Genomic DNA, 24453 nt, shown 5'->3' on the forward strand with positions numbered 1-24453 from the left:
CCGATGAGCGGACCACGCGAGCCACGCGTGCCGATCCTGATGTACCACGCGGTGTCCGAGGCCCCGAACGACGCCACCCGCGCGCTCTCGGTGACCCCCGAGGCGTTCTCCGCGCAGATGGCGCTGCTGAGCGGCTCGGGGTTCACGCCCATCGGCACCGCGGATCTCGCCCGGAGCTGGCGTTCCTCCGGCCCGCTGCCGGAGCGCCCCGTACTGGTCACCTTCGACGACGGCTACGAGGGCGTGCACCGGCACGCCCTGCCCGTGCTCGCCAAGCACGGCTTCGCGGCCACGCTCTTCGTGTCGACGGGCTGGCTGCGCGGCGCGTACGACACCGGGGGCGGCCTCGACGAGATGCTCGACTGGGACCAGGTCCGCGAACTCGCGGGCGCGGACGTCGAGATCGGCGGCCACAGCCACACCCATCCGCAACTGGACCAGCTGACCGACGCATCGCTGCGGTTCGAGCTGCTGCGCTGCCGCGAGATCATCGCCGGTGAACTGGGCGTGCGCCCCGCGTCGTTCGCGTACCCCTACGGCTACTCAAGCCGCCGGGTGCGGGAAGCCGTGCGCGAGGCGGGCTTCGCCCAGTCGCTCGCGGTCGGCAACGGCCTGGCGCGCCGCCGCCAGGGGCCGTACGCGCTGCGGCGGGTCACCGTGCGCCGCAGCACCGGGATCGAGGAGTTCGAGCGGCTCGTCGAGGGCCGTGCGATCGCCCGTACCTTCGCCAGGGACCGTGCCCTCACCAAGGGGTACTCCATGGTCCGCAGAGCACGCCAGGTTCGCCGGAAGGCCATCCGTTCCCGTGTCTGACACGACCACGGCAGAGGCCGGGACTCCCACGCCCGAGGCACCCGAGCGGTCCGGGCGCCGCCTCCGCCTGCCCCGGCTGGGCACGTCGTCCGGCGGCAGTCCGCTGTTCCGGAACGCCTACGCCCTGATGCTCAACACCGGTATCTCCGCCGTCCTCGGGCTCGGCTACTGGCTCGCCGCCGCCCGCTACTACTCCGAGTCCGCGGTCGGCCAGGGCTCCGCCGCCATCGCCGCGATGAAGCTCCTCGCGGGCCTCACCGCGGTGACGCTCACGGGGGCCCTCGCCCGGTTCATCCCGGTGGCCGGGCGCGGCACCGGGCGGCTCATCTTCCGTACGTACGCGGGCAGTTCGGTGATCGTGGCGGTGGCCGCGGGCGCCTTCCTGCTCACGCTCGGCTTCTGGGGACCGTCGTACGGCTTCCTGCGCGACCCGCTCGTCGGCGCCGGATTCGTCCTCGCGGTCGTCGCCTGGTCGGTGCTGACGCTCCAGGACGGGGTGCTGACCGGGCTGCGCAGCGCGCTGTGGGTGCCCGTCGGCAACACCGTGTTCTCGGCGGTCAAGCTCGTCCTGCTCGTCCTGTTCGCCGCGGCGATCCCCACCATGGGCGTCTTCGTGTCGTGGGTCGCGGCCATCGCGGTGTCCGTGCTGCCGCTGGGCTGGCTGGTCTTCCGGCGCCTGGTGCCCCGGCATGTGAAGGCGACGGCGGACGACGCGGAGCCGCCCGGCACGAGGGAGATCGGGCGGTTCCTCGCGGGCGACTACACCGGCTCGCTGTTCTCGCTCGCCGTCGTCTATCTCGTCCCGGTGATCGTCGCCGCGCAGGTCAGCTCCGCCGACAACGCGTACTTCTACATCACCACCACCATTGGCGGCACGGTCAACCTGCTCGCCATCAACATGGGTGCCTCGCTGACCGTCGAGGGCTCGCACGACCCGGCGCGGCTCGCCTCGAACACCCGGGCGGCGCTGCGCCGGATGGCGCGGATCATGCTGCCGGTGGCCGGGGTGCTGTTCTTCGGGGCGCCCTGGATCCTCGGTGTGTTCGGCCAGGGGTACGCGGACGCGGCGACGCCGCTGCTGCGCTGGTTCGCGGTCGGCGCGGTGCTGCGGGTCGTCATGGAGACGTACTTCGCGGTGCTGCGCGCCCAGAGCCGCACGGCCGGACTCGCCTGGCTGCAGGGCCTGTTGTGCGCGCTGGTACTCGGACTCACGCTCGTCCTGCTGCCCCGCATGGGACTGACCGGCGCGGGCGTGGCGGAGATCTGCAGCCTCGCGGTGATCGTGGCGCTCGCCGCTCCCAGGCTGTACCGGATCCTCAGGACCGCTCCCCCGGAGGACGTTCCCCGGGGCGCGGCGCCCGACGGCGACCTGGCCGACCTGGGCACCCGTGACGTGCCCGCGCCGAAGCAGGCCGAGCCGAGGAAGGGGCGGGGCCCGGCCTGGGCGCAGCGGCTCGACACGGACACCCTGGCGCTCGGCGTGCAGCTCGACTTCGACCACCTGGAGCGACGGCCGGACGTGCGGCCAGGTCCGGGGACACCGCCCACCGGGACGCCCGCGGTCGAACGGCCCGCCCGCCCGGCGGCGCCGCGGCCGGACCACCGGCCGACCTGGGCGCTCAAGGCGCCCCTCCCCCTGCCGCCGCCGCGCGTGGAGGTGGGCCTGCCCGTCGAGGAACGGGAACCCGGCTCGGAGACCTCCCTCGGCCCCTCCGAGGTCGAGGTGGACGCCCCGTTCGGGCCGTCGGCCGACGCGAGCGCCGAGGAGCCGGAGGGGACACGCGAAGGAGGCGGACCCGGCAGGCCGGGCGCGTCCGGCTTCGTGCGGGAGACGGGGACTGTGCGGGAGACCGGGACCGTGCGGGAGGAGGACGGGCCCGGACCTGCGGCGCCGGTGTCGGGGTGGGAGCGGCTGCGGCCGACCCGGCTCGGGGTGCTGCTCGGCTGCCTGCTGACGGCCGCGCTCGTCCTGTACTGGGTGCCCGTGTCGGGCCTCGGGGAGCGCGATCTCGACCGGATGGGCGGGCTCGGCCTGATCTCCGTCCTGCCGACGCCGACGCTGGTCGGCGCCGGCCTGCTGGCCACGGTGTTCGCCTCGCTGCTGTGGCTGGGCCGCGAGCGCAAGGGCCTGCTCCTGGTCACCCTGCTGGCCACCGTGGTGTCGCTGCACGCGCTGCCCGCCGTGATCGAGACCGAACCGCGCTTCGCGACGGCCTGGCAGCACCTCGGCTTCATCGACTACATCGACCGGACCGGTTCGGCCGTGCCCGACCTGGACGCGCGCTGGAGCTGGCCGGGCTTCTTCGCGGGAGCCGCGTTCGTCGCCAGAGCCTGCGGGGTCGACGACCTCACCGAGGTCATCCGCTGGTGGCCGACGGCCATGCAACTCCTCTATCTGGCACCGCTGTTCCTGCTCGTCCGCCATATGCGCGCGAACTGGCGCGCCAAGTGGACCGGCATCTGGATCTTCGTGCTCAGCGGCTGGGTCGGCCAGGACTACTTCTCGCCGCAGGGCTTCACGTACCTCCTCTATCTCGTCTTCGTGGCGATCCTGCTCGTGTGGTTCCGGGCGCCGCGGGTGCTGTGGACGAAGGTGCGGCCCGGCGAGCTGGAGGTCGAGCCGACCGACCGGCGCCAGCGGGCCGTGCTGCTCATGGTGTTGATCGGTCTGTTCACGGCATCCGTGCCGGCCCACCAGCTGACGCCGTTCGTGATGCTGGGTGTCCTCGCGGTCCTCGTCCTGGTCGGCCGCTCCGAACTGCGGGGCCTGCCCATCCTGTTCGCCGTCATGGTCTCGGTGTGGATCGGTTTCCTCGCGGAGCCGTACTGGTCGGGGCACTTCGACGAGTTGTTCGGCGGGGTCGGCGGCGTCGGCGGGAACGTGTCCTCGTCGGTCTCCGGCCGTATCGGCGAGGGCAGTTCGAACCACAAACTCGTCCTCTACTCACGCGTGGCGCTGGCCGGTGGCGTGATGGCGCTGGCCTGCTGGGGCTGGTGGCGGCGGCGCGACCACAAGTACCGCGAGAGGTCGCTGCTCGTCCTCACCTTCGTCCCGTTCCTCGGCTTCGGCATGCAGTCGTACGGCGGCGAGATGGCGCTGCGCGTCTTCATGTTCGCTCTGCCGGGCGCGGCCCTGCTCGCCGGGCTCGCGCTCTTCCCGCGGACCGGTGTCACCGCCAAGGAGCGGGACAAGGACCGGGTGAGCCTCGCACCGCTCGCCGCCCTGATGGCGGGCCTCGTCCTGATGGGCGGCTTCCTGGTGGCCCGCTGGGGCAACGAGCCGTTCGAGCGGATCAGGCCGGGCGAGGTCGCCGCCATGGAGTACGTGTACGCCCACGACAGGCCGACCGCACGGCTGCTGTGGCTCAGCGACGACACGGTGAACAACGTGACGCCGTCGATGCCGTGGGGCGCACGCGACATGGAGAGGGTGGAGTACGTGCCGACGCTCGCGCCCGCCGATCCCGTGCTGGTGTCGAGCCTGGTCAAGGCGCTCAAGGACGCGGGCCCGAACTCGTACCTGATGGTCAACCGCAGCCAGGTGACCTATCTGCAGCTGGACGTCGGCTATTCCAGGACGTGGGAGCAGCGGCTCGTCCGCAACCTCGACGCCCGGCAGGAGCTCCGCAAGGTCTTCGTCAACGACGACGTGACCATGTACTCCCTCCGGGAACAGCCCGACGGCAAGGTCGCGAAGGCCGATCCCGGGCCGGTCGGGCCCCAGGTGACCTGGACACCGTGGTCGGTCGTCGGCGGGCTCGCGGCGATCGCCCTGATCGTGCTGCTCACGGCACGCGAGGTGGTACGGGTGGCCGTCCGGCCGGGTGTGCGGCAACTGCAGTGGCTGCAGAACAGTTTCTGGTTCTCCCTGCCCCTGCTGGCGGTCCTGCTGGCGTCCCTGGTGCAGAGATTCCTGACGATGGCCTGAGCGGGGCGCCCCTGAGGTGGCGGCCCTGCGGGGCCGCCCCGCAGGGGCGCGGGGAACTGCGCGACCAGCCCCGACGAACCCGCACCCGAACCGACGCCCCACCTGCGGAGCACCCCGTGGCGAGCCCTAACGGCGAAGCCACGTCACCCCGTACGCGCCCATCTCGAACCGCTTCCCGTCCACCTTCGCGCTGATCTTCCGGTCGAGGGTGTTCACCACGAGAACAGCCTTGCCGTCGGCGAGAACCCGCACATCGGCCCGGTCCGCCCCGGCGACGGAGACCTGCTCGTACTCCGTACCGGGCGGGAACTCCTCGCCGAACCGGGAGAGCAGGTCGAGCATCGGCAGGGGCTTCCCGCCGGAGGCCCGATCGGTCGGGGTCCACAGGCAGCCGGCGCAGGTGGCGCCCTTCTCCGTCTCGGGGTTCCAGTAGAAGGCGGAGGTCGTGCCACCGCGGGCCATGGCGATCAGGCCCGAGGCGTGTACGGCGACGCGGTGCGGCTCGGACCAGCCGTCGCGGATGTCGTCGCCGTCCGCGGGCTCCACGTAGTACTCGGCCCACCACAGGGGAAGGTCACCGGTCCGCTCCCGGACCCAGCGGCTCACCGCCGTGAACTTGGCGGTCGCGCCGAACTCGTCCGGCAGCAGGTCGTCGTCCTTGGTGTAGCTGGACCCGTCGACGACGACGAAGTCCGCACCGGCCTTGTGCTTGTTCCAGTGGTCGAAGGCGTCGAGGACCCGCTGGTCCATCGTGCCCCAACTGCCCTTCAGCTCCGACGAGGCGTTCTCCTGCTGACGTGGGTCGAGACTGTCCATCACCAGGTAGGGCCCGCCGACCGCGATGTCCTCGTCGACCTTCTTGAGCGCCTTGTAGACGAGGTTGTAGAGCTCGGTGTAGCCCTCGTAGTCCCAGCGGGCCTCGGCGTCGTTCCAGAAACCCTTGAACTCGTTCCACACGATGAAGTGGCGTACGTCCGGGTAGCGCTTGGCGACGGTCGCGGCGAGCGCTGCGTAGTCCTTGTAGTGGGCGGGGTCCGGGGCCGTCTCCAGCGCCTCCTGGCTCCAGTCGGTTCTGTCGGAGCCTGACTCGCCGCCCTTCATCCAGTCCGGTGCGCAGCACAGCGTGACGACCGGAGTGCCGCCCGTCTCCCGGACGAAGTCGATCCGGCGGTCCATGTCCTCGAAGTCGTAGCGCCCCTTGACCGGCTCGGGGTTGTCCGCGCCCCAGCCCATGATGTGCTGGATCTGCGGCGGGGGCCGCTCGCCGAGGTACCGCTCCACCCGCTTCGTGGCGGCCGCGCTGCCCTCGTCGGCGCTGAACTGGGTGTGGGTGAAGCCCCAGCCCACCGCAGGTTCCGCCGCCCCCGGGGGAACGGCGGGCGTGCCGTGGACCTTGTCGCCGTCGGGGGTCGTGCCCGCCTCGCTCCCCGCGTCCCCGGGCAGTGTGTGGATCAGGGTCAGGACGAGGGCCAGAGCGGCCACGCCCACGCCGAGCAGAGCGGTGAAGCGCCACCGCCGAGCATCCGAATTCCACCCATGACGTCCCATCAAGGGCAACAGTATCCGCGTGCGTCCACGGGGGAACAGGTTCCGTACTCCACAGCCCTGTAACAGGACGGAGGGGATACACCGGGAGCTCGGGGCAGAGCCGGCACAGGGGGAAGCAACGCGGAAACCGGATGCACGGGACGTCCGCGTGACGGATCATGGCGGCATGTCTGCGAACCCACACGACGCTCTGCCGATCCGGCTCAACGTCGACGACAGCGACTCACCGTCGGACGTCGTCGACGCGCTGTTCCTCGGCCGCTTCGCGACGGGCGAGCAACCGCACTCGCACGCGGCGAACATCGACCGCGTACGGTCCGGAGTCTCTCTTCTCCCGCCGGACGCCCGCGTGTTGCGGACCGCCCGTGACGACGACCGCAGCGCGACCCTCGCGGAGGGCGACGGTTGGACGGTGCTGGTGTCGCGCTGGAACCGCGGCGCCGACGTGACGGTCACCGCGACCAGCGAGGAGCTCGCGGAGAAGGTCCTCGGCCAGGCCACGGACGGGGCGGCCGACGAGCCCGAACCGCAGCCGGAGAACGTGACCATGGGGTTCTGGTACGTGTCGCCGCGTCGCGGACCGCACCGCACGACCCGGCAGATCTCGGCGGGCACGTGGGAGGAGGTGCGCGCCAACTACACCGCGCCGGTCGCGGACGCCATGGACGGCCTGATGAAGACGACGCCCGAGGACATCGCGGGACGTCTGCTGCTGTTGCACGGTCCGCCGGGCACGGGCAAGACGTCGGCGCTCCGTACGCTGGCGCGCTCGTGGCGGGACTGGTGCCAGGTGGACTGCGTCCTGGACCCGGAGCGCCTGTTCTCCGACGTCGGCTACCTGATGGACATCGCGATCGGCGAGGAGGACGGGGCAGGCAAGGGCCGTTGGCGACTGCTCCTCCTGGAGGACTGCGACGAGCTGATCCGCGGCGAGGCCAAGCACACGGCCGGGCAGGCCCTCTCGCGCCTGCTCAACCTCACGGACGGGCTGCTGGGCCAGGGGCGCAACGTCCTGGTGGGCGTCACGACCAACGAGGACCTGGAGCGTCTGCACCCCGCGGTGGTCCGCCCGGGCCGCTGCCTCGCCCGCATCGAGGTCGGCCCGCTCACCCGCGGCGAGTCCGAGGCCTGGCTGGGCACGGAGGAGGGTCTGGGCCGCGACGGCGCGACCCTGGCCGAGCTGTACGCGCTGCGCAGGGGGACGACGCCGACGTCGGTGCCCGGGGCCCGGGAGGGCGCGGACGCGGGGCTGTACCTGTAACCACGGCGAGCCGAGCCGCTGCGAGGCCGGACCGGGCCACGGAAAGCCGAACCGCTCCCCTGGCCCCTGCTCCCCTGGCCCCCGTTCCTCTGTTCTCCTATTCCTCGTAGGCCGCCCGCAGGGCGTCGCGGACCGCGGCGAGCGCGGCGTCCTGGCCGAGGCCGAGGCGGTGGACCCGCCCGGCGTACGCCTGCGCGGCCGCCGCGGCCTCCCGCTCCGTGGCCGCGCCCACGGCGGCGACGAACGTGCCGTTGCGCCCCCGCGTCTCGATCACTCCGTCCGACTCCAGCGCCCTGTAGGCCTTGGCGACCGTGTTGGCCGCGAGGCCGAGCGACTCGGCGAGGCCCCGCACCGTGGGGAGCCGGTACCCCACCGGCAGGGTCCCCGCCCGGGCCTGCCCGGAAATCTGGGCGCGTACCTGCTCGTAGGGCGCGACTCCCGCACCGTCATCGATGTCGATCTTCAATGTCACCCGGTGATTGTCCCGCACCGGCCCGAAAATGAGAGGCGTCCCGCAGCACCCCGCGCGTAGCGTGCGATTCCATGACTGTGATCGTCCGCGACTTCCGCCCCCGGGACGCCGAGAGCTTCTCCCGCGTCCGGCGGCTGGCGCTTCCCTTCATGCTCTCCACCCCGCAGTCCGTCGCCTACGACGTCACGCACGCCCATCCCGACGCCCATGTCCGGCCGCTGGTCGCCGAGGAGGACGGCGAGGTCATCGGCACGGCCCAGACGGGCATCGCGTACGACAGTCCGCAGCCGGGCCAGGGCTATCTGAACGTGTACGTGCATCCGGAGCGCCGGGGCCGTGGCGCGGGCTCCCTGCTCGTGCGGACCGCCGAGGAGCGTCTCGCCGAGGTGTCCGCGACGAAGCTCTTCGCCTGGGTCCTCGACGAGCCCGCGAACCGTGATTTCGCGGAGCGGCGCGGCTACCGCGCGAGCCGCTCCGCGCACTTCCTCCGTCTCGACCTGGCGAACGGCTCCCTGCCACCGCGTCGGCCCACACCCGCGGATGTCGAACTGCGCACGGCCGCGGACTTCGCCGACGACCCGCGTCCCCTCTTCGAGCTGGACGCGCAGACGCTCCTGGACGAACCGAGCGACATCGCCCACGAGTTCACCGACTACGAGGCATGGCTCAAGGAGACCTGGCACCACCCCCTCCTCAGCCATGAACTGACCTCCGTCGCGGTCGTCGACGGCCGCCCTGCCGCGTTCAGTGCCGCTCGCACCGACGGCGGCACCCGCTACGGCACCGTGATGACGGGCACGGCCCGCGCCCACCGCGGACGGGGCCTCGCCAAGCTGGCCAAGAACGACTCGCTGCACCGCGCCCGCGCCGTCGGCTTCACGGAGGCGTTCACGGGCAACGACTCGGGCAACGAGCCGATGCTGGCGATCAACAAGTGGTTCGGTTACGAGATCTGCGCCACGGAGGTGCACCATGTCCGTCAACTCGGCTGATCCGTCAGGCCGGTCCGGTGTCACAGAGGTCCTGGACGTCGTCCTGGTCAAGGCGGGCCGCACGAAGATCCGCTACCCGGCCGTCCTGCTCCACGACGACGGGACACACGTCGTCGTCCGCGCCGCCTGGGCGGGCGAAGGCGTCCGCGACTTCGGCTTCGTACGCTTCGAGCCGGGCGACGTCTTCACCGAGCACTACTGGCGCGACCGCTGGTACGCGGTGAAGGAGGTCCGCAACGCCGAGGGCGCGGTGAAGGGCTGGTACTGCGACATCACCCGCCCGGCCACCGTCTCCGAGGGTGAAGTGGTCTGCGAGGACCTCGACCTGGACCTGTGGCGCTCCGCCGACGGCAGGACCGTACTGCGCCTGGACGAGGACGAGTTCGCGGCGAGCGGTCTGGAGACCACCGACCCGCGGGCCGCTTCCGCCGCCCGGTCCGCCCTGGACGAGCTCGAACTCGTGGCCCGTGAAGGCGGTTTCGAGTCGCTGCTGGCCTGACCGCGGGGCGCGCCCCTGCTTCTCCCCTTCCGCCCTCTCCTTCCGCCCTCCCGCCCGCCCCCGTTGGCGCCGCTTCTCACGGCACGGCGATCAGTGCGTAGCGCTCGTCCTCGACCTCCCTGCCCCACAGCAGGGGGTCGTCCGACAGCCGCTCCACCCGCACGTCCGCCGCGAGGGGCGCCAGCAGGGCGGCCAGGGTGTCGGCGGACATGCCGACCGGGCTCACCGTCCCCCAGAGGCCCTCTATGAGAACGAGTCGTCCACCGGGGCGCAGCAACCCGCGCCAGTGCCGCAGGACACGGCCGGGATCGGACAGCGTCCACAGCACGTGCCGGACGAGGACGACGTCGAACCGCTGCTCCCCGACGGGCGGGGCGGCCGCGTCACCGACCAGGAACGCGGCGTCCCGCCCGGCCAGTTTGGCGCGCGCCCGCTCGACCATGCGCGGCGAGAGGTCGACCCCCGTGACCCGGTGCCGCGCCTCGGACGCAAGGAGTGACAGGCTGCCGGTGCCGCACCCCAGATCGAGCACGTCGGCCGGGCCGCGCGGCAGCCAGCCGCGCAGCCTGGCCGCCCATGCCTCACGCACGACGGGATCGCGCAGTCCGTGGTCCGGCTCGTCGTCGAAACCGGCGGACTCGGCGTCCCAGTCGACTCCGGGCCTCTGCGCACCTGTGCTGTCACTCGTCATGTGCCCACAGTGACACCCGCCACTGACAACGGGTCCGACGGCCGGTTCGGGCCCCGTGTCCCTCCCCGACCGACAGGATGTCCGGCATGCGGACTCACAGGTGAAACGTGACAGTCGCCACTGACAAGCGGCCACCGATGAGTCACTCTCCCGGAAATGGTCTACCTCCGTGAAAACGCGGAACCCGGTAGTCGCAAGGAGGCCCCCATGCGCCGCGTCACCGTGCAGAAGCCCCTGAAGAAGTCCGAGTCCCGTCGTGTGCGGGAGGAGGCAGAGCAGCGCCCCGCCGAGCGCCCGGAGGTCCGGAAGGACATCCACCGCACCTGGTGGCCGGACGGCTGAGCAAGCCGGTGCGCAGCCGTCGGTGCCGGCCGTCGCGCAGCGCCGGGCAGGCCTGAACGGCGCCGGGCAGCGGTGGCGACCGTTCCGGTGGTCGTCAGGGTGCGAGCCGCTTGCGGTAGTGCAGCCGGTCGTAGGGGCCTTCCGTCCGGCGTTCCACGAGTTCGTACCCGTACTTCTGGTAGATCCGCTGGTTCTCCCACATCATCGCGTTCGTGTGGAGCCGGACCTCGGGCAGGTCCAGCGCCCGCGCACGCGTCTCCACGAAGGTCAGGAGCCGCCGCCCCACGCCCCGTCCGTGGGCGTCCGGGTGGACGGCGACGCTGTCGAGGAACAGATGGGCTTCGGGCGCGCGGATCACGCGGATCACCACGAGCCCGGTCACGGGCCGCCCCGTGACGAACACCCGCCCCTGGCCGATGTCGGCCGCGTGGTCCGCCCGCATGGGCTGCGGGACGACTCCGATGCGCTCGATGTAGTGGTGATACGCCGCATCGGTCACGGCTTTCACCGCCGCCGCGTCGGCGGCGACGGCGGGGCGGATCTCCAGGTCTTCCGAGCTGTCTGTCATGGCCGGAACGGTACCTACCTGAGCGCAGGCTCAGCACTCCCTTAACGGCACCATAAGGATCGCCACCACCCGCTCCCAGCAGGGGATTTCCCGGTTTCGAGGGGCTAGCTTGCTGATCGCCCCCAGGCATCACAGGCACCCCCCAGATCCGTTTCGAGGAGTTCCCCCATGCCCGCTCGCCATCAGGCCGCCCGCTTCGCCACCGTCGTCGCGGTCGGCGTCGCCCCGCTCGCCCTGACCGCCCTCGCCGCCGCCCCGGCCGTCGCGCACGGCTCGATGACGGACCCGGTGAGCCGGGTCGCGGCCTGCTACGCGGAGGGCCCGGAGAGCCCGAAGTCCGCCGCCTGCAAGGCGGCGGTCGCGGCCAGTGGCACGCAGGCCCTCTACGACTGGAACGGGGTCAACATCGCGAACGCGGCCGGAAAGTCGAAGGAGATCATCCCCGACGGGAAGCTGTGCAGCGCCGGCAACGACAAGTACAAGGGCCTCGACCTGGCCCGCGCCGACTGGCCGGCCAGTCGGCTGACCTCGGGCAACCGCACCTTCCGGTACAAGGGGACCGCCCCGCACAAGGGCTCGTTCGAGCTGTACGTCACCAAGGACGGCTACGACCCGACGAAGCCGCTGAAGTGGTCGGACCTGGAGTCGAAGCCGTTCGCCAAGGTCACCGACCCGCGGATGGAGAACGGCGACTACGTCTTCGACGCCGTCGTCCCGGTCAGGTCGGGCCGTCATCTCGTCTACTCGGTCTGGCAGCGCTCGGACTCCCCCGAGGCCTTCTACACCTGCTCGGACGTCGTCTTCTCCGAGGGCGGCGCGGGTGCGGAGGCCTCTGCCGCCCCGACCGCGTCGGCGCCGTCCGACGAGGAGATCGCGGACGGCACCGACGAGTCGTCCGTGGAGCACGGCGGTCACGGCGACGACGACCCGAAGACGCAGGCCACGGCCACGGCGGCCGCGGGCACCACATCGGACTCGGACTCCGGCACGGGCGCCGGCGCCGGCGCCGAGGAGACGGCAGGGGCCGGTGAAGCGGCGGACGGCTCCGCGAACGGTGCCGGACCCGCCGGAGGTTCGGAGAACCTCGCCGAGACCGGCGGTTCCGCCTCGACCACGTACATCGCGGTCGGCGGGGCGGCCGCCCTGGCGATCGGCGCCGCGGCGTTGTTCACCTCGGTCCGTCGCCGTGCCGTGCGCGGCCGCTAGCCACCTTCCCGGCACCTCTTTCACAGAGAGCGCCGTACGGGATTTCGTCGCCCGGGAGCCGTGGGCCCTGCCGACGTCCGCCGCGCGTCTCCCGGCTCCCGGCTCCCCTCGCGGGGCCAGGGGACCCCTAGCCGATCGCCGACAGACAGGTCGTCGGGGTGGCGTGCGCCGGATCCAGGGCGTTCGCCACCTCGTGGAAGGCGATCCGGTCGATGAGCCCGAGTGCCGCGTGCTCGGAGAGGTCGAGCGCGCACAGGTTCTGGATCAGGACGTTGCGTACGTCCGGACCGTCGAGGAACTGCGAACGGTACGGCGTGACGACCTCGTCGTACTTGGTGGCGATGACCGTGTAGCGGACGCCCGGCACGGTGTCGCCGCCGGCGTTGAGCCTGGTCAGGAAGGCGGAGCCGGCCACCTGGTCGGCGAGGGCCGGAGTGGCCTTGGAGAGCAGGTCGCCCGCGCCGGGGAAGTACGGAAGCAGGTTGGTCAGTCCGTTCAGGGTGGTGCCGTGGTTGTCGGGGGCGATGCCGACGAGGGCGTTCACCTTGGCGGCTCCGCCGAGGAACTTCAGGTAGTGGCGGGGCATCATGCCGCCCTGCGAGTGGCCGACGAGGTCCGCCTCGGCGGCTCCGGTCGCGGCGAGCACCTTGTCGACGAAGGTCTTCAGCTGCTCCGCCGACTTGTCGATGGGGCCGAGACCGTGGAAGAACGGCACGCCCGGCAGTTGCCCGTAGTCGAGGGCGTAGACGCAGTAGTCGCGGTTCACCAGGTAGGGGGCGAGGCCCAGCCAGTTGTCCACGGAGTTGGCGAAGGTGCCGTGGACGAGGACGACGGGGCGCGGGTGGGCGGCGGACGGTGTGCAGGAGTAGTCGTTCCAGCCCCTGCTGGTCGCGGCTTCGGCCCGGTCGGTGGCGGCTGTGGCGGCTGTGGCGGGGACGATCGCGACCGCGGCGGTCAGCAGCAGTGCGGCCAGGGGTCTGAGCAGGTGCTTCCAGGGCAGCATCGGGTGATCTCCTTGCGGCTCAAGGGAGTGACGAGGCGTACGCCCTGTGATCCGGATCACGAGGATGCTGTTCTTTTTTCAAGTTACGAGTGAGTAGTAAAAGTGTGAAGTTACGCGTCAGTAAAAACTTCCAGTGATAACCGGGAGTGCTGACACGTGCCGTTGAACCGTCACCAGGCGGGCCTGATGGGACCGTAGGGCGCAATGCGCAGCAAAAGGTCACGCAACGCCCGGACTTCACCCTCGCCAAGCAGTTCGACCCAGGGCCGTACCGCCTCGGCGGCCGCCTCCTCCGCCGCCCGCGTGCACTCCCGGCCCCGCTCGGTCAGTACGACGAGCCGGGCCCGTGCGTCGTCGGGGTGCGGTCGCCGCTCCGCGTACCCCTTGCGGACCACCTCGTCGACAAGTTGACTCGCTGCCTGCTTGGTCACGCCCAGGTGGGCGGCCAGTTCGGTGGCCGTCGCTCCGCCGGACGCGATCCGGGCGAAGGCGAACCCGTGCGCGGGCCGCAGCCCCTCGAATCCACGGGCGACGACGCCGTCATGGATGCGCTGCGTGAGCTCACCGGCGGTGGCGAGCAGGGCGGCGGACAGGGCCATGGCCTCGGAGTTCTGCACGCATGCATTGAAACACCCTTGACGGATCGGTCAAGTTGCTTGACCATCGATACATATAGACAAGCAACTTGACCAATTGCCGGGAGGCAGCCGTGCCCGTCGTCCGCTCGTCCGAAGCCGTGGTCCACGAGATCCACGGAGCCCGTTTCGTCTCGTACGCCACTCCCCTCAGCGGGAGCAAGGAACTGTGCGCCTGGCGGGGCGAGATCCCCGCCGGCACCAAGGCGCCCGCGCACACCGTCAACCGGGAGGAGATCTTCCATCTCCTCTCCGGGGAACTGCTGATGACGCTCGACGGCCGCACCGAGCGGATCTCCGCGGGCGACACCGTGATCGTCAACCCCGGCGCGACCCTCACCGTGGAGAACCCGACGCAGGAGACAGCGGTCTCCTGGGTCACCACGTCGATCGGCCTCCAGGCGGAACTGGCCGACGGCACCGTCATCACCCCGCCGTGGGCCAACTGACCTGAAGCGGGGCGCACCACAGGGGTCCGGGGAGCGGAACGGTCACGCCGCCGGCGCACCCCGTAGCACCGGCCGAGCGGGCGATCTTCCTGTTCGCAGTCCGACAGGCACCGCCGCTCAACTCCGGCACACCGCTGATCGGTTTGAGCAACGCGTTCTCGTCGTCGACCACAGCTGCGCCAGCTCCCGCGTGCCGCGGACTCAGTCCCCGCTACGAGCGCCGGCCCGCAACCACCTGGCATTTCTCGGACTTGCCGCCGCCCTCTGCTGCGACAAGCGCCTCGTCCGACTCACCACGTGGAACACGATCTCAGGCATCCGCGGGAGCACGGTCCGCGGGCACCACAGCGGCGACGCTCTAATGCCGGCCTCAGGTTGTTCGGAGACAATGAGCGGAAAAACATCGACTGGAGGGGGGCGGGCCGGCGTGCGGATCATGATCGCGGATGATGACGTGTCCATCCGTGAGTCGCTGGAGCGGGTGCTCCAGGTCGAGGGTTACGACACCAGCACCGTCGCCAACGGTTTCGCCGTGCTCGACGGGGTCGGTGGGGCCGGCGGTGACACGCTGGATCTGCTGCTCCTCGACGTGATGATGCCCCGTCTCGGCGGATTGGAGACCTGCCGGCGGTTGCGGGCCGCGGGTCGGGATCTGCCGGTGCTGATGCTGACCGCCCGCGACCAGGTCTCCGACCGGGTCGCGGGGCTGGACGCGGGCGCCGACGACTACCTGCCCAAGCCGTTCGCCACCGAGGAGCTACTGGCCCGGGTGCGGGCCCTGCTGCGCCGGCACACGCCGACCGACGAGGAGTCGCAGATCCTGTCGTTCGCCGACGTCCGGCTCGATCCCGACAGGTTCGAGGCGTGGCGGGGCGGGCGGTCGCTGCACCTGACCCGGACCGAGTTCTCCCTCCTGCAGGTCCTCATGGGCAACGCGACCCGGGTCGTGACCCGTGACGCGCTGTTCGAGGCGATCTGGGGCTTCGGCATGAGCTCCACCGCCAACAACCTCCAGGTGTACGTGAGTTACCTGCGCCGCAAGATGGAGGCCGAGGGGGAGCCGCGATTGATCTACACGCTGCGCGGCCTGGGATACACGTTGCGGGAGACTCCTCCGTGAGCAGACGCGCAGGCCGGGAACCGCGCCGGCTGACCCGATGGTGGCGCCGGCGATCCCTGCGGACCAGGCTGACGGTGATCGCGGCGACTGCCATCGTGGTCAGCGTGTTCGTGGCCTTCCAGGTGGCCAGCGAGCTGATGGGCTGGGAGCTGCAGAAGACCGCCGAGAGTCAGCTGCGCGCCGACTCCCGTGTCCTGGCGACGAACGCGGAGCGCGCCGGTCTGGCGCAGGTCCAGCTACCGCCGTATCCCGGATCCGGTCGGCTGGTGCGGGTCATCCTGCCCGACGGCTCGGTCCGGACGCCGGCCGGCCAACCCGCCCTGCCCCCGGTCAGCGAGGACGCCGGGCGCGTGGCGCAGGGCGCGTCGGCCGACCTGATGGAGTCGAACGACAGCGACGAGGACGGCTACGTCATCCACACGCTGCGGGCGGGCGACGGCGCGGTCCAGGTGGCCCAGCTCGCCGACGACAGCCCGATCAACAGGTTCGGGTTCGGCATGCTGCTGATCGGGCTGTTCTGCGTGGTCGGGGGCGCCCTTGTCGGGCGGACCGTGGCGCGGACCGGACTGGCACCGATCGACCGGCTGACCGCCGCCGCGGTACGTGTCGCGCACACCCGGGATCTCGACGCCGACATCCCGGACGAGGGCGGTGGTGAGATCCGGCGGCTGATCCAGTCGATCAACGACATGCTGGCCGCGCTCCGGGACTCCCGGCGGGCCCAGCGGCTGCTCGCCGAGGACGCCGCCCACGAGCTCAAGACCCCGCTCACCAGCGTGCGCCTCAACGTCGAGCTGCTGATCCGGCTCGATCGGCGCGGCACCCTGGACAGCGCGCTGCCGGCGGAGAGCCGGACCCGGCTGCTCAACGATCTCGGCGCCCAGGTGGCCGAGTTGAGCACCCTTGCCGCCGAGCTGACCGACCTGGCGCGCGGTGACGTCAGCGACGAGAGCACCGAGCTGCTCGACCTCGCCGACGTGGTGGAGGCCGCCGCGATCCGGGCGCGTTCCCGCATGCCCGACATCGAGGTCGCGCTCGACGTGACCTCGATATGGGTGAGCGGGCGTCCCGCTGCGCTCCAGCGGGCGGTGCTCAACCTCATCGACAACGCCGGCAAGTGGTCCCCCGCGGACCAGCCGGTCCAGGTCCGGCTCCGTGCCGAGGGCGCGTCGGCGGTGCTCGAGGTCGACGACGGCGGGCCGGGCATCGATGCCGCCGACGTACCGCGGGTGTTCGACCGGTTCTACCGTGCCGACAGCGCCCGGGCGTTGCCGGGATCCGGTCTGGGGCTGTCGATCGTGCAGCGGGTCGTCGACGCCCACAGCGGCCGGGCCACCGTCGCCCGCTCCGCACGCGGTGGCGCGCTGCTTCGGGTCGACCTTCCGGCCGCGGCCCCGCCCGCCTCGATCGCGCGGCTCACCGCCGGGGAGGACACCGCGGTGCGCTGACCCCGGCCCCGGCGGCGCGGCACAGGAGCAAAGGACGGCGGCCCTCGGGCATGGCCCCGCGCGACTCACCGCGGGGGAGGACACCGCGGTGCGCCGACCCCAGCTTCGGCCGCACCGCGCAGGACCAAAAGACGACGGCCGTCGGGCCCGTGAAAAAACCGGGACGGGCCTGGGGCCCCGTCCCGGATCTCTTCCGTGCCGCCGCGCTCACCGTTGCAGGGCGGGCTCCTCGTCGTTGGCGAACGGCTGTTGACCGTCCGGCAGCTCCACCGCTGGATGGGACAGCCGGCTCGGCCACCACATCCGCCGGTCGATCAGCAAGGTGAGGGCGGGCACCAGGACCGACCGCACCAGCAGGGCGTCGAGCAGCACGCCGAAGGCGACCAGGAACCCGACCTCGATCAGCATCACCAGCGGAAGTGTGGCGAGGACCGCGAAGGTGGCCGCCAGGACCAGGCCTGCCGAGGTGATGACGCCACCGGTGGCCGAGAGGGCCTTGAGCATGCCCTCTCTGGTGCCGAGACGCACGGTCTCCTCCCGGGCCCGGCTGGCCAGGAAGATGTTGTAGTCGACGCCGAGCGCCACCAGGAACAGGAATGCCAGCAGCGGCACCGAATAGTCGATGCCCTTGAACCCGAGGATCGTGTCGAAGACGAACACGCTGCCGCCGTAGGCCGCGGCGAACGAGACGATCACGGTGGCCATCAGGACCAGCGGGGCCAGGATCGCGCGCAGCAGCAGCCCGAGGACGATCAGCACCACGATGAGCACCAGCGGGATCACCAGCTTCTCGTCGCGCTTGGTGGTCACCTCGGTGTCCAGGTTCTCCGCACTCGGCCCGCCGACGATCGCCTCCGCCCCGCTCACCGCGTGCACGGCGGTGCGCACCCGCAGAATCGTGTCGTACTCCGCGGCGGTGTCCGGCGCGTCCTTCGGGAACACGGAGATGTTGGCCCAGCCACGGCTGGTCTGCTCCGGGACGGCCAGGGCCACACCGCGCGTGTCCTTGACGATGTCGAGCACCCGCTCCTGGTGCGCCGGCCGCGTGAAGACCGTCATCGGCTGGCCGCCGAGCTCCGGGAAGTGCTGGCGGAGAACGGTGAAGCCGGTGACGGACTCCGGCGCGGACAGGAACTGGTCCTGCTCCCGCAGGGCGCCGGTGTTGCCCGCCAGCCCGAGGGCGAGCACGCCGAGGACTCCGAGCGAGCCGAGCGTCGCCACCCACCGGCGGCGGCTGATGGCGGTGCCGAGCCGTCCCCACAGCCCCGGCTTCTCCTCCACGGCCGTGCTGAACCGCGGGATGGCCGGCCAGAAGATCCGCCTGCCGAGCACCACGAGGACCGCCGGGAACAGCGTGAGCATGGCCACCAGCGCACACAGGATGCCGGCCGCGCCGATCGGGCCCAGCCCGCTGGTGCTGTTCAGGTCCGCGACGAGCAGGCAGAGCAGGCCGGCGACCACGGTGGCCGCGGACGCGACGATGGCCGGCGCCGCGCCGCGCAGCGCGTGGACCATCGCGACCCGGACGTTCTCATGGTGGTGCAGTGCCTCCCGATATCGAGCGATGAGCAACAGCGCGTAGTCCGTGCCGACACCGAACACCAGGATCGTCAGCAGCGCCGAGTTCTGGTCGTTGACCACGATGCCGAAGCCCTTGACGAGCAGGTAGACGGTCCCCATCGAGGTCAGTGCGGCCGCGCCGACGGCCACCAGGGGGATGATCCACAACACCGGGCTGCGGTAGGTGAGGATGAGCAGGAGCGTGACGACGACGATGGTGGTGAGGAGGACCTGTACGTCGATGCCGTCGAAGACGGCATCCATGTCGCCGTCGATCGCGCCCGGGCCGGTCACGTCGAGTTCCAGGCCGGAGGGGCGGTCCTTCGCGGCGTCACGCAACGGGCCGACGAGGTCCTCCGGTGCGCCGTGGGCCGTGCTCACCTCGAGCGTGAACATCATCGCCCTGCCGTTGGTGGAAGGGCTCGTCGGTGAGCCCTCGTCGTCCTCGCCGACCGCCGCCGTCGCCTTCGGCGGGTACCGCTTGGCAAGGGTGTCGTAGTGGCGCTCGACCGTCGTCCGGTCGGCGTCGGTCATGCCGCCGGCGCGGTGGTACACGAAGACGAACGCGTTGTCGTCACCGCCGGGGAGACTGTCGTCCAGCACCGCCACCTTGGTGGACTCGGCACTGGCCGGCAGGGTGTCCACGGCGCTGTCGGTGGTGACCGAGCTCAACTTTCCGCTCAGCGGCACCATGGCCGCCGCCAGCACCAGCCACAGACCAATCACCAACCATGGCACCCACCGGCCTGCCAACCGACCGGCCGGCGCTTCCCCGGACGGCGCTGCGTTGACTGCCATCACTAGCCTCCTACATACGGGTTGCATCGCTTGTCTGGATGCCGAATTCCTAGCGAGCGAACCTGAGACGACTGTTAATACGGTGCTCAGACCGGTTGGCCGAACCATGTGGTGGCGGTCGCGTCGGTGTCGGCGGTGGCGCGAGCACCAGCGACGACGCGTGCAACGTGGACGAGTCGCCCGAATCCGGTGGGCAGGGCGGCAGCGGCAGCTCGGCTGTTCCCGGCCTCGGCGGCCTCAGCGAGCTGGGCGGCATCGGCGGTACCTCCGCCGGACCACCGTGCACCGCGCGAAACACCGGACAGCGGAGGGAGTCGCCTCATGCGAGAGCTGCAGCAGGGCCCACCGTCCCGGGTCCGTAACGGTCGTTGAGCCGGTCGATGACCGGCTCAACCCGCAGCCACGCCTCGCGGGCGCCGTCCAGTGTCAACTGCGTGTGGGCGAGCCCTCCGTCCACGGCCTCCGCGACCAGCGTGAGGCGCCGTATCCGGGCGCGTTGCAGGCCGAAGCCGTCCAGGACGCCGTACACGGCACGGCGAAGATCGTCCGTGTGCGCCGAAGGAGCAGCCAGCGTACGGGCCTTCGACACCTCCGTCCGGTCAGCCATCCGCACCACCACCGTGACCGAACGCGCCGCCCGCTCACCCGCCCGCAGCCGGGCCCCGAGCTCCGCGGCCAGCCGCAGAGCCGCAGAGCGGACCTTGAAGCCGTCCAGGACATCCACGGCGAAGTCGGCCCGGACGCTGACCGTCTCCGCCGCACGGCCCGGCACGACCGTCCGATGGTCCACTCCCCGCGCGCGCTCCTGCAGCGCGCGGCCCGGCCGTCCCAGGATCCGCAGCACCGTGGCACCGGGCAGCACGGCCAACTGCCCGATCGTCAGGACCCCCAGGGAACGGAGCGCCGTGGCCTGCGCCCGCCGGATCCCGTACAACTCGCCGATGGGAAGCGGCCCGAGGAAATCCGCGGTGTCGGACGCCGGCACGTGAAGGACGCCGCCCGATCCCGTACGCGAGGACGCCATGGCCGCGACGCTCCAGGACGGACCGATCCCCACGACCGTGCCCAGGCCGTACAGAGCAGCCGCCTGAAGCCGCAGCCGCTGCGCCAGACCGACCGGGCCGACGCCGAACAGCCGCAGGGCGCCGCCCACCTGGGCAACAGCCGCCGACGGCGCCAACGACTGGGCGAGCGGGGTGAACCGCTCGATCGTCTCCATGAGCTCCGCGAGCCCTTCACCCTGACGAAGCCTCACGTGGAGGAAGACCGCCTCCCTCACCACACCCTCCCGAACACAGCCTCTACGAGCCCTTGCCTGAAGTACCGTTCGGCGCCCCGCGGATCCGCCAACGCCCCGTCGGGCGGCAGCGCCTCGACGACGGGCGTGATCTCCTCCAGCGTGCCGAGGAGTCGAGGCAGCGCGGCCTCGCGCGCCGGAGGCAGCTGGGAACGTACGCGGAGGATGGTCATCCCGCACTCCCCGGACTCTGGTGCCACAACTTCTTTCCGATCGCGGGCCCTTCGCCCGCCGGGCGCAGATCCGCCCACGGATGCATTTCGTATCCCGTGGACATCTGGATTCGACGGCCGCCCGTCGGATCTCCGGCGCCCCGGGAGCCGTCCCCGTCCCCGGGTTCCCCCTGCGGCCCGGCCAGTCTCAGCGCCACGCCGTCCAGCCCTTCCTCGCGGCGCAGTTCCACCAGGTCGGCGAGGTTCCAGGCGGCCGCCCCGACCACGCTGAGGCTGCGCGGGCCGCGCCGCTGCACCACCCCGCGCACGAGCAGGAGCCAGGAGTGGAAGACGGTGTGCGCGCACGCCTCGTGGGAGTCGTCGAAGAAGGCGAGGTCGACCAGGCCCGTGCCGTCGTCCAGGGTGGTGAAGATGACCCGCTTGCCGGAGCGGACGGGCGGCGTCTGGGTGGCCGCCCTGGCACCCGCGACCAGCACCGTCTCGCCGTGCCGGGCGGCCCGCAGCCGGCGTGCCGTGACGACGCCCAGCTCGTCCAGGAACGTCCGGTGGTCGTCCATCAGATTGCGTGAGGCGTCCATGGAGAGCACACCCAGTTCGGCGCTGAGCCGCTCCGCCGACGACAGGTCCGGCAGTCCGGCGGACGCGGTCTCCTGCCCGCCGCCCAGCGGTAGTTGGGCCCCGCGGCCGGCGCGTGCGCCCCGGTGCAGCTCCGTCAGGTGCAGTTGCAGGTCACGGCGGTTGGCGCCGAAGACGTCCAACGCGCCCACCTGTGCGAGCCGTCCGGCCAGTGGACGGCTCGGCCGGGCCCGTTCCCAGAAGTCGAGCAGCGAGGCGTACGGCTGCCCTTCCGCGATCCGTGCCGCCTCGGCCTCGCTGATGCCGTGCACATCGGAGAGCGCGAGCCGGACACCCCAGGTCTTCCCGGGCTCCCCGGGCTCCCCGGGCTCCCCGGAGGTCTTTTCACGGTCCCCGAAACCTTCTGATTCAGACACCAGTTCGATACGGTGTGCGACCGCCGACCTGTTCACGTCCAACGGCAGGATCGGCACCCCCCGCCGCCGCGCGTCCGCGAGCAGCAGCCGCTTCGGGTACATCCCGGGATCGTGGGTGAGCAGCCCCGCGTAGAAGGCCGCCGGGTGATGCGCCTTCAGCCAGGCCGACTGGTAGGTCGGCACGGCGAAGGCGACCGCGTGCGCCTTGCAGAAGCCGTACGACCCGAAGGCCTCGACGATCTCCCAGGTGCGGGCGACCGTCTCCGCGTCGTACCCCCGCGCGGCCGCGTGCTGCGCGAACCAGAAGCGGATCCGCCCCTGCGACTCGGGGTCGGACAGCCCGCGCCGCACCCGGTCCGCCTCACCGCGGCCGCAGCCGGTCATGATGGCGACGATGTCGATGATCTGCTCGTGGAAGACCACGACCCCGTACGTGCTCTTCAGCGGTTTCTCCAGATCCGGATGCGGGTGACGGACCGGCGCCCGGCCGTGCCGCGCCTCGATGAACGGCCGCACCATGTCGGCCGCGACCGGGCCGGGGCGGAAGAGGGAGATGTCGACGACGAGGTCGTGGAAGGTCTCGGGCTGGAGCCTGCCGACCAGGTCCCGCTGCCCCGGTGACTCGATCTGGAAGCAGCCCAGCGTCTCGGTGGACCGGATGAGCCGGTACGTCGCCGGGTCGCCCTCCTCCACGGCGTCCAGGTCGACCCGGTCCCCCGTGGCGCGCTCCACCTCGGCCACCGCGTGGGCCATCGCGGACTGCATCCGCACCCCCAGCACATCGAGCTTGAGCAGCCCGAGATCCTCGACGTCCTCCTTGTCGAACTGGGACATGGGAAGCCCTTCGCCACTGGTCGGCACGACCGGCGTACGGGCAAGGAGCGAGGCGTCGGAGAGGAGAACTCCGCACGGGTGCATGGCGACTCCGCGCGGCAGGGCGTCCAGCGCCTCCACCAGCTCCCAGAACCGTCCGTACTTCGCGCCTTCCTTCGGGAACTCGCCTGCCAGGGAGCGGAGTTCGGGCAGTTCCTCCAGCGCGGCGCGGGCGTCGCGGGCCCGGATGTGCGGGAAGGACTTGGCGATCCGGTCGATGTCGGCCGGGTTCATGGAGAGCGCGGCGCCGACGTCGCGTACGGCATGCCGTACGCGGTACGTCTCGGGCATCGCCACGGTCGCGACCCGCTCGGTGCCGAACCGGCCGATGATCGCGCGGTAGACCTCGATGCGGCGCGCGGACTCCACGTCGATGTCGATGTCGGGCAGGACCTGGCGGCGCTTGGACAGGAAGCGTTCCATCAGCAGCCCGTGCTCGACGGGATCGGCGTGCGCGATGCCGAGGAGGTGGTTGACGAGCGAGCCCGCGCCGGAGCCCCGCGCGGCGACCCGGATGCCCATCTCCCTCACGTCGTCGACGACTTGAGCGACCGTCAGGAAGTAGGAGGCGAAACCGTGGTGGGCGATGATGTCCAGCTCGTGGTGCATCCGCTCCCAGTGGTCACGCGCTCCGGGAGAACGGTCGTAGCCGCGCAGCACCATCCCCGCCGCCGCCCGTGAGGCGAGGACGCGCTGCGCGGTGCGGCGGCCGGCCCCGACGAGACGCGGTTCGGGGAAGTGCACGGCGCCGATCCCCAGGTCGTCCTCCGGGTCGACCAGGCACTCGGCGGCGGTGGCCTGGGTCTGTTCGAGCAGACGGTACGCGGTGTCGCGGCGGTAGCCCGCGGCCTCGACGACGCGTTCGGCGGCGGCCAGCATGGCACCCGCGTCCTTGAGCCAGGCCTCGCCGCTGTCCAGTTCCTTGCGGGGGTCCACGGGGACCAGCCGACGGGCGGCGTCCAGCACGTCGGCGACCGGGCCCATGCCCGCGTCGGCGTACCGGACGGCGTTGCCGAGCACCGGCCGCACTCCTTGTTCGGCGGCGAAGCCGACGGTACGGGCGGCCAGCCGCAGGGATCCCGGCCCGGTGCCCCCGCGTCCGTGCCAGACCGCTTCGAGGCGCAGGGCGCCGCCGTACACCTCCCGCCAGGGCGCGAGCAGTTTCGCGGCCCGGTCGGGGCGTCCGGCGGCGAGCGCCCGGCCCACGTCGGAGGCGGGGCCGAGCAGCACGGTCAGGCCCTCGGCGTGGTTGCCGGCCCAGGGCAGCAGCGGCTGTCCCTCTCCCCCATGCGCCGCAGTAACGATTCTGCACAGGTCGGCCCAGGCCCTCGCGCCGTCCCGGGCAAGGAAGGTCACCCGAGGTGTCGACTCATCGATGAAGGCGCCGCCCCGTACGGGAGTCCGGCGCCGCTCCCCCCGTACGGGCTCCCCGACCGCCAGGTCGACCCCGAACAGCGGACGGACACCCTGCGCGGCGCAGGCCTTGGCGAAGCGGACCGCACCCGCGAGGGTGTCCCGGTCGGTGAGCGCCAGCGCGTCCATGCCCCGCTCGGAGGCCTGCTCGGCGAGACGCTCCGGATGCGAGGCGCCGTACCGCAGCGAGAACCCGGAAGCGGTGTGCAGATGCGTGAAGCCCAGCACGCGCACCTCCACCATCCCGGGGCTCCCACGCCAGCCCTCGAACATCAGTTCCCAAGTTCCCCACCTCCACCATAGACCAATTTTCGAACGCCTGTGCGACATCCGTTCGGCCCCGTCCCACCTGCGCAAACACCGCCCAGCTCG

At 71.5% G+C, this 24453-nt stretch carries 20 protein-coding genes; 10 read left to right on the forward strand and 10 right to left on the reverse strand.

Annotated features, from left to right (window positions below):
* The first annotated feature begins 3 nt into the window (after positions 1 to 3).
* Both KUF83_RS36460 and KUF83_RS36465 read left to right on the forward strand, forming a co-directional pair.
* Positions 4 to 813, forward strand: coding sequence for a polysaccharide deacetylase family protein (locus KUF83_RS36460; RefSeq protein WP_217459342.1), 810 nt, complete (start codon positions 4 to 6; stop codon positions 811 to 813).
* Positions 806 to 4741, forward strand: coding sequence for a lipopolysaccharide biosynthesis protein (locus tag KUF83_RS36465; RefSeq protein WP_217459343.1), 3936 nt, complete (start codon positions 806 to 808; stop codon positions 4739 to 4741). Before KUF83_RS36460 ends, KUF83_RS36465 begins: the two co-directional genes overlap by 8 nt.
* A 126-nt stretch (positions 4742 to 4867) precedes the next feature.
* Here KUF83_RS36465 and KUF83_RS36470 read toward each other — a convergent pair whose 3' ends face one another.
* Entirely contained in the window at positions 4868 to 6289 is a 1422-nt protein-coding gene (locus tag KUF83_RS36470) for a xylan 1,4-beta-xylosidase (protein ID WP_217459344.1), read from the reverse strand.
* A gap of 166 nt (positions 6290 to 6455) precedes the next feature.
* Between KUF83_RS36470 and KUF83_RS36475 the strand changes: the two genes are divergently transcribed.
* Positions 6456 to 7550, forward strand: a complete 1095-nt coding sequence (locus KUF83_RS36475) for a DUF5925 domain-containing protein (protein WP_217459345.1) — start codon at positions 6456 to 6458, stop codon at positions 7548 to 7550.
* 97 nt (positions 7551 to 7647) lie between these two features.
* Here KUF83_RS36475 and KUF83_RS36480 read toward each other — a convergent pair whose 3' ends face one another.
* The gene (locus KUF83_RS36480; RefSeq protein ID WP_217459346.1) at positions 7648 to 8022 is read right to left on the reverse strand and encodes a GntR family transcriptional regulator; all 375 of its coding nucleotides are present in this window, start codon (positions 8020 to 8022) and stop codon (positions 7648 to 7650) included.
* Between the two features lie 71 nt (positions 8023 to 8093).
* On the opposite strand from KUF83_RS36480, the gene KUF83_RS36485 reads away from it, so the two are divergent.
* Both KUF83_RS36485 and KUF83_RS36490 read left to right on the forward strand, forming a co-directional pair.
* Positions 8094 to 9014 carry a GNAT family N-acetyltransferase gene (locus KUF83_RS36485; RefSeq protein ID WP_217459347.1) on the forward strand — a complete coding sequence of 307 codons (921 nt, stop codon included), beginning with the start codon at positions 8094 to 8096 and terminating at the stop codon, positions 9012 to 9014.
* The gene (locus KUF83_RS36490) at positions 8995 to 9513 is read left to right on the forward strand and encodes a DUF402 domain-containing protein (protein WP_217459348.1); all 519 of its coding nucleotides are present in this window, start codon (positions 8995 to 8997) and stop codon (positions 9511 to 9513) included. The genes KUF83_RS36485 and KUF83_RS36490 overlap by 20 nt, the downstream gene beginning before the upstream one ends.
* A gap of 76 nt (positions 9514 to 9589) precedes the next feature.
* On the opposite strand, the gene KUF83_RS36495 is transcribed toward KUF83_RS36490, so the two are convergent.
* Positions 9590 to 10204 carry a bifunctional 2-polyprenyl-6-hydroxyphenol methylase/3-demethylubiquinol 3-O-methyltransferase UbiG gene (locus tag KUF83_RS36495; RefSeq protein ID WP_217459349.1) on the reverse strand — a complete coding sequence of 205 codons (615 nt, stop codon included), beginning with the start codon at positions 10202 to 10204 and terminating at the stop codon, positions 9590 to 9592.
* Positions 10205 to 10411: 207 nt separating this feature from the next.
* Here KUF83_RS36495 and KUF83_RS42705 point away from each other — a divergent pair, with 207 nt between their 5' ends.
* Positions 10412 to 10546, forward strand: a complete 135-nt coding sequence (locus KUF83_RS42705; protein WP_269248334.1) for a hypothetical protein — start codon at positions 10412 to 10414, stop codon at positions 10544 to 10546.
* 94 nt (positions 10547 to 10640) lie between these two features.
* On the opposite strand, the gene KUF83_RS36500 is transcribed toward KUF83_RS42705, so the two are convergent.
* Entirely contained in the window at positions 10641 to 11114 is a 474-nt protein-coding gene (locus KUF83_RS36500; RefSeq protein WP_217459350.1) for an N-acetyltransferase, read from the reverse strand.
* 168 nt (positions 11115 to 11282) lie between these two features.
* On the opposite strand from KUF83_RS36500, the gene KUF83_RS36505 reads away from it, so the two are divergent.
* Positions 11283 to 12320, forward strand: coding sequence for a lytic polysaccharide monooxygenase (locus tag KUF83_RS36505; protein WP_217459351.1), 1038 nt, complete (start codon positions 11283 to 11285; stop codon positions 12318 to 12320).
* A gap of 127 nt (positions 12321 to 12447) precedes the next feature.
* On the opposite strand, the gene KUF83_RS36510 is transcribed toward KUF83_RS36505, so the two are convergent.
* Positions 12448 to 13323, reverse strand: a complete 876-nt coding sequence (locus tag KUF83_RS36510) for a triacylglycerol lipase (RefSeq protein ID WP_217459352.1) — start codon at positions 13321 to 13323, stop codon at positions 12448 to 12450.
* A gap of 170 nt (positions 13324 to 13493) precedes the next feature.
* Entirely contained in the window at positions 13494 to 13940 is a 447-nt protein-coding gene (locus KUF83_RS36515; RefSeq protein WP_217459353.1) for a MarR family winged helix-turn-helix transcriptional regulator, read from the reverse strand.
* A gap of 92 nt (positions 13941 to 14032) precedes the next feature.
* On the opposite strand from KUF83_RS36515, the gene KUF83_RS36520 reads away from it, so the two are divergent.
* From KUF83_RS36520 to KUF83_RS36530, 3 genes are all read left to right on the forward strand, one after another.
* Positions 14033 to 14407, forward strand: a complete 375-nt coding sequence (locus tag KUF83_RS36520) for a cupin domain-containing protein (protein ID WP_217459420.1) — start codon at positions 14033 to 14035, stop codon at positions 14405 to 14407.
* Positions 14408 to 14834: 427 nt separating this feature from the next.
* Positions 14835 to 15527 (forward strand): response regulator transcription factor, encoded by a 693-nt coding sequence (locus tag KUF83_RS36525; RefSeq protein WP_308403303.1) that lies wholly within the window; start codon positions 14835 to 14837, stop codon positions 15525 to 15527.
* Positions 15524 to 16975: a HAMP domain-containing sensor histidine kinase gene (locus KUF83_RS36530; RefSeq protein WP_217459355.1), complete on the forward strand. Its 1452-nt coding sequence runs from the start codon at positions 15524 to 15526 to the stop codon at positions 16973 to 16975. The genes KUF83_RS36525 and KUF83_RS36530 overlap by 4 nt, the downstream gene beginning before the upstream one ends.
* Positions 16976 to 17182: 207 nt before the next feature.
* Here the strand turns inward: KUF83_RS36530 and KUF83_RS36535 are convergent, their stop codons facing one another.
* The 4 genes from KUF83_RS36535 to KUF83_RS36550 form a co-directional block, all read right to left on the reverse strand.
* Positions 17183 to 19333, reverse strand: a complete 2151-nt coding sequence (locus KUF83_RS36535) for an MMPL family transporter (protein ID WP_217459356.1) — start codon at positions 19331 to 19333, stop codon at positions 17183 to 17185.
* 319 nt (positions 19334 to 19652) lie between these two features.
* A complete protein-coding gene (locus KUF83_RS36540; RefSeq protein WP_217459357.1) occupies positions 19653 to 20612 on the reverse strand; it encodes a hypothetical protein in 960 nt (319 codons plus the stop codon).
* Positions 20609 to 20803: a hypothetical protein gene (locus tag KUF83_RS36545; protein ID WP_217459425.1), complete on the reverse strand. Its 195-nt coding sequence runs from the start codon at positions 20801 to 20803 to the stop codon at positions 20609 to 20611. Before KUF83_RS36545 ends, KUF83_RS36540 begins: the two co-directional genes overlap by 4 nt.
* Positions 20800 to 24309 (reverse strand): DNA polymerase III subunit alpha, encoded by a 3510-nt coding sequence (locus tag KUF83_RS36550; RefSeq protein WP_217459421.1) that lies wholly within the window; start codon positions 24307 to 24309, stop codon positions 20800 to 20802. Before KUF83_RS36550 ends, KUF83_RS36545 begins: the two co-directional genes overlap by 4 nt.
* Between the last annotated feature and the right edge of the window lie 144 nt (positions 24310 to 24453).

Source organism: Streptomyces sp. BV286, from assembly GCF_019090165.1.
In the GTDB taxonomy this organism is placed as follows: domain Bacteria; phylum Actinomycetota; class Actinomycetes; order Streptomycetales; family Streptomycetaceae; genus Streptomyces.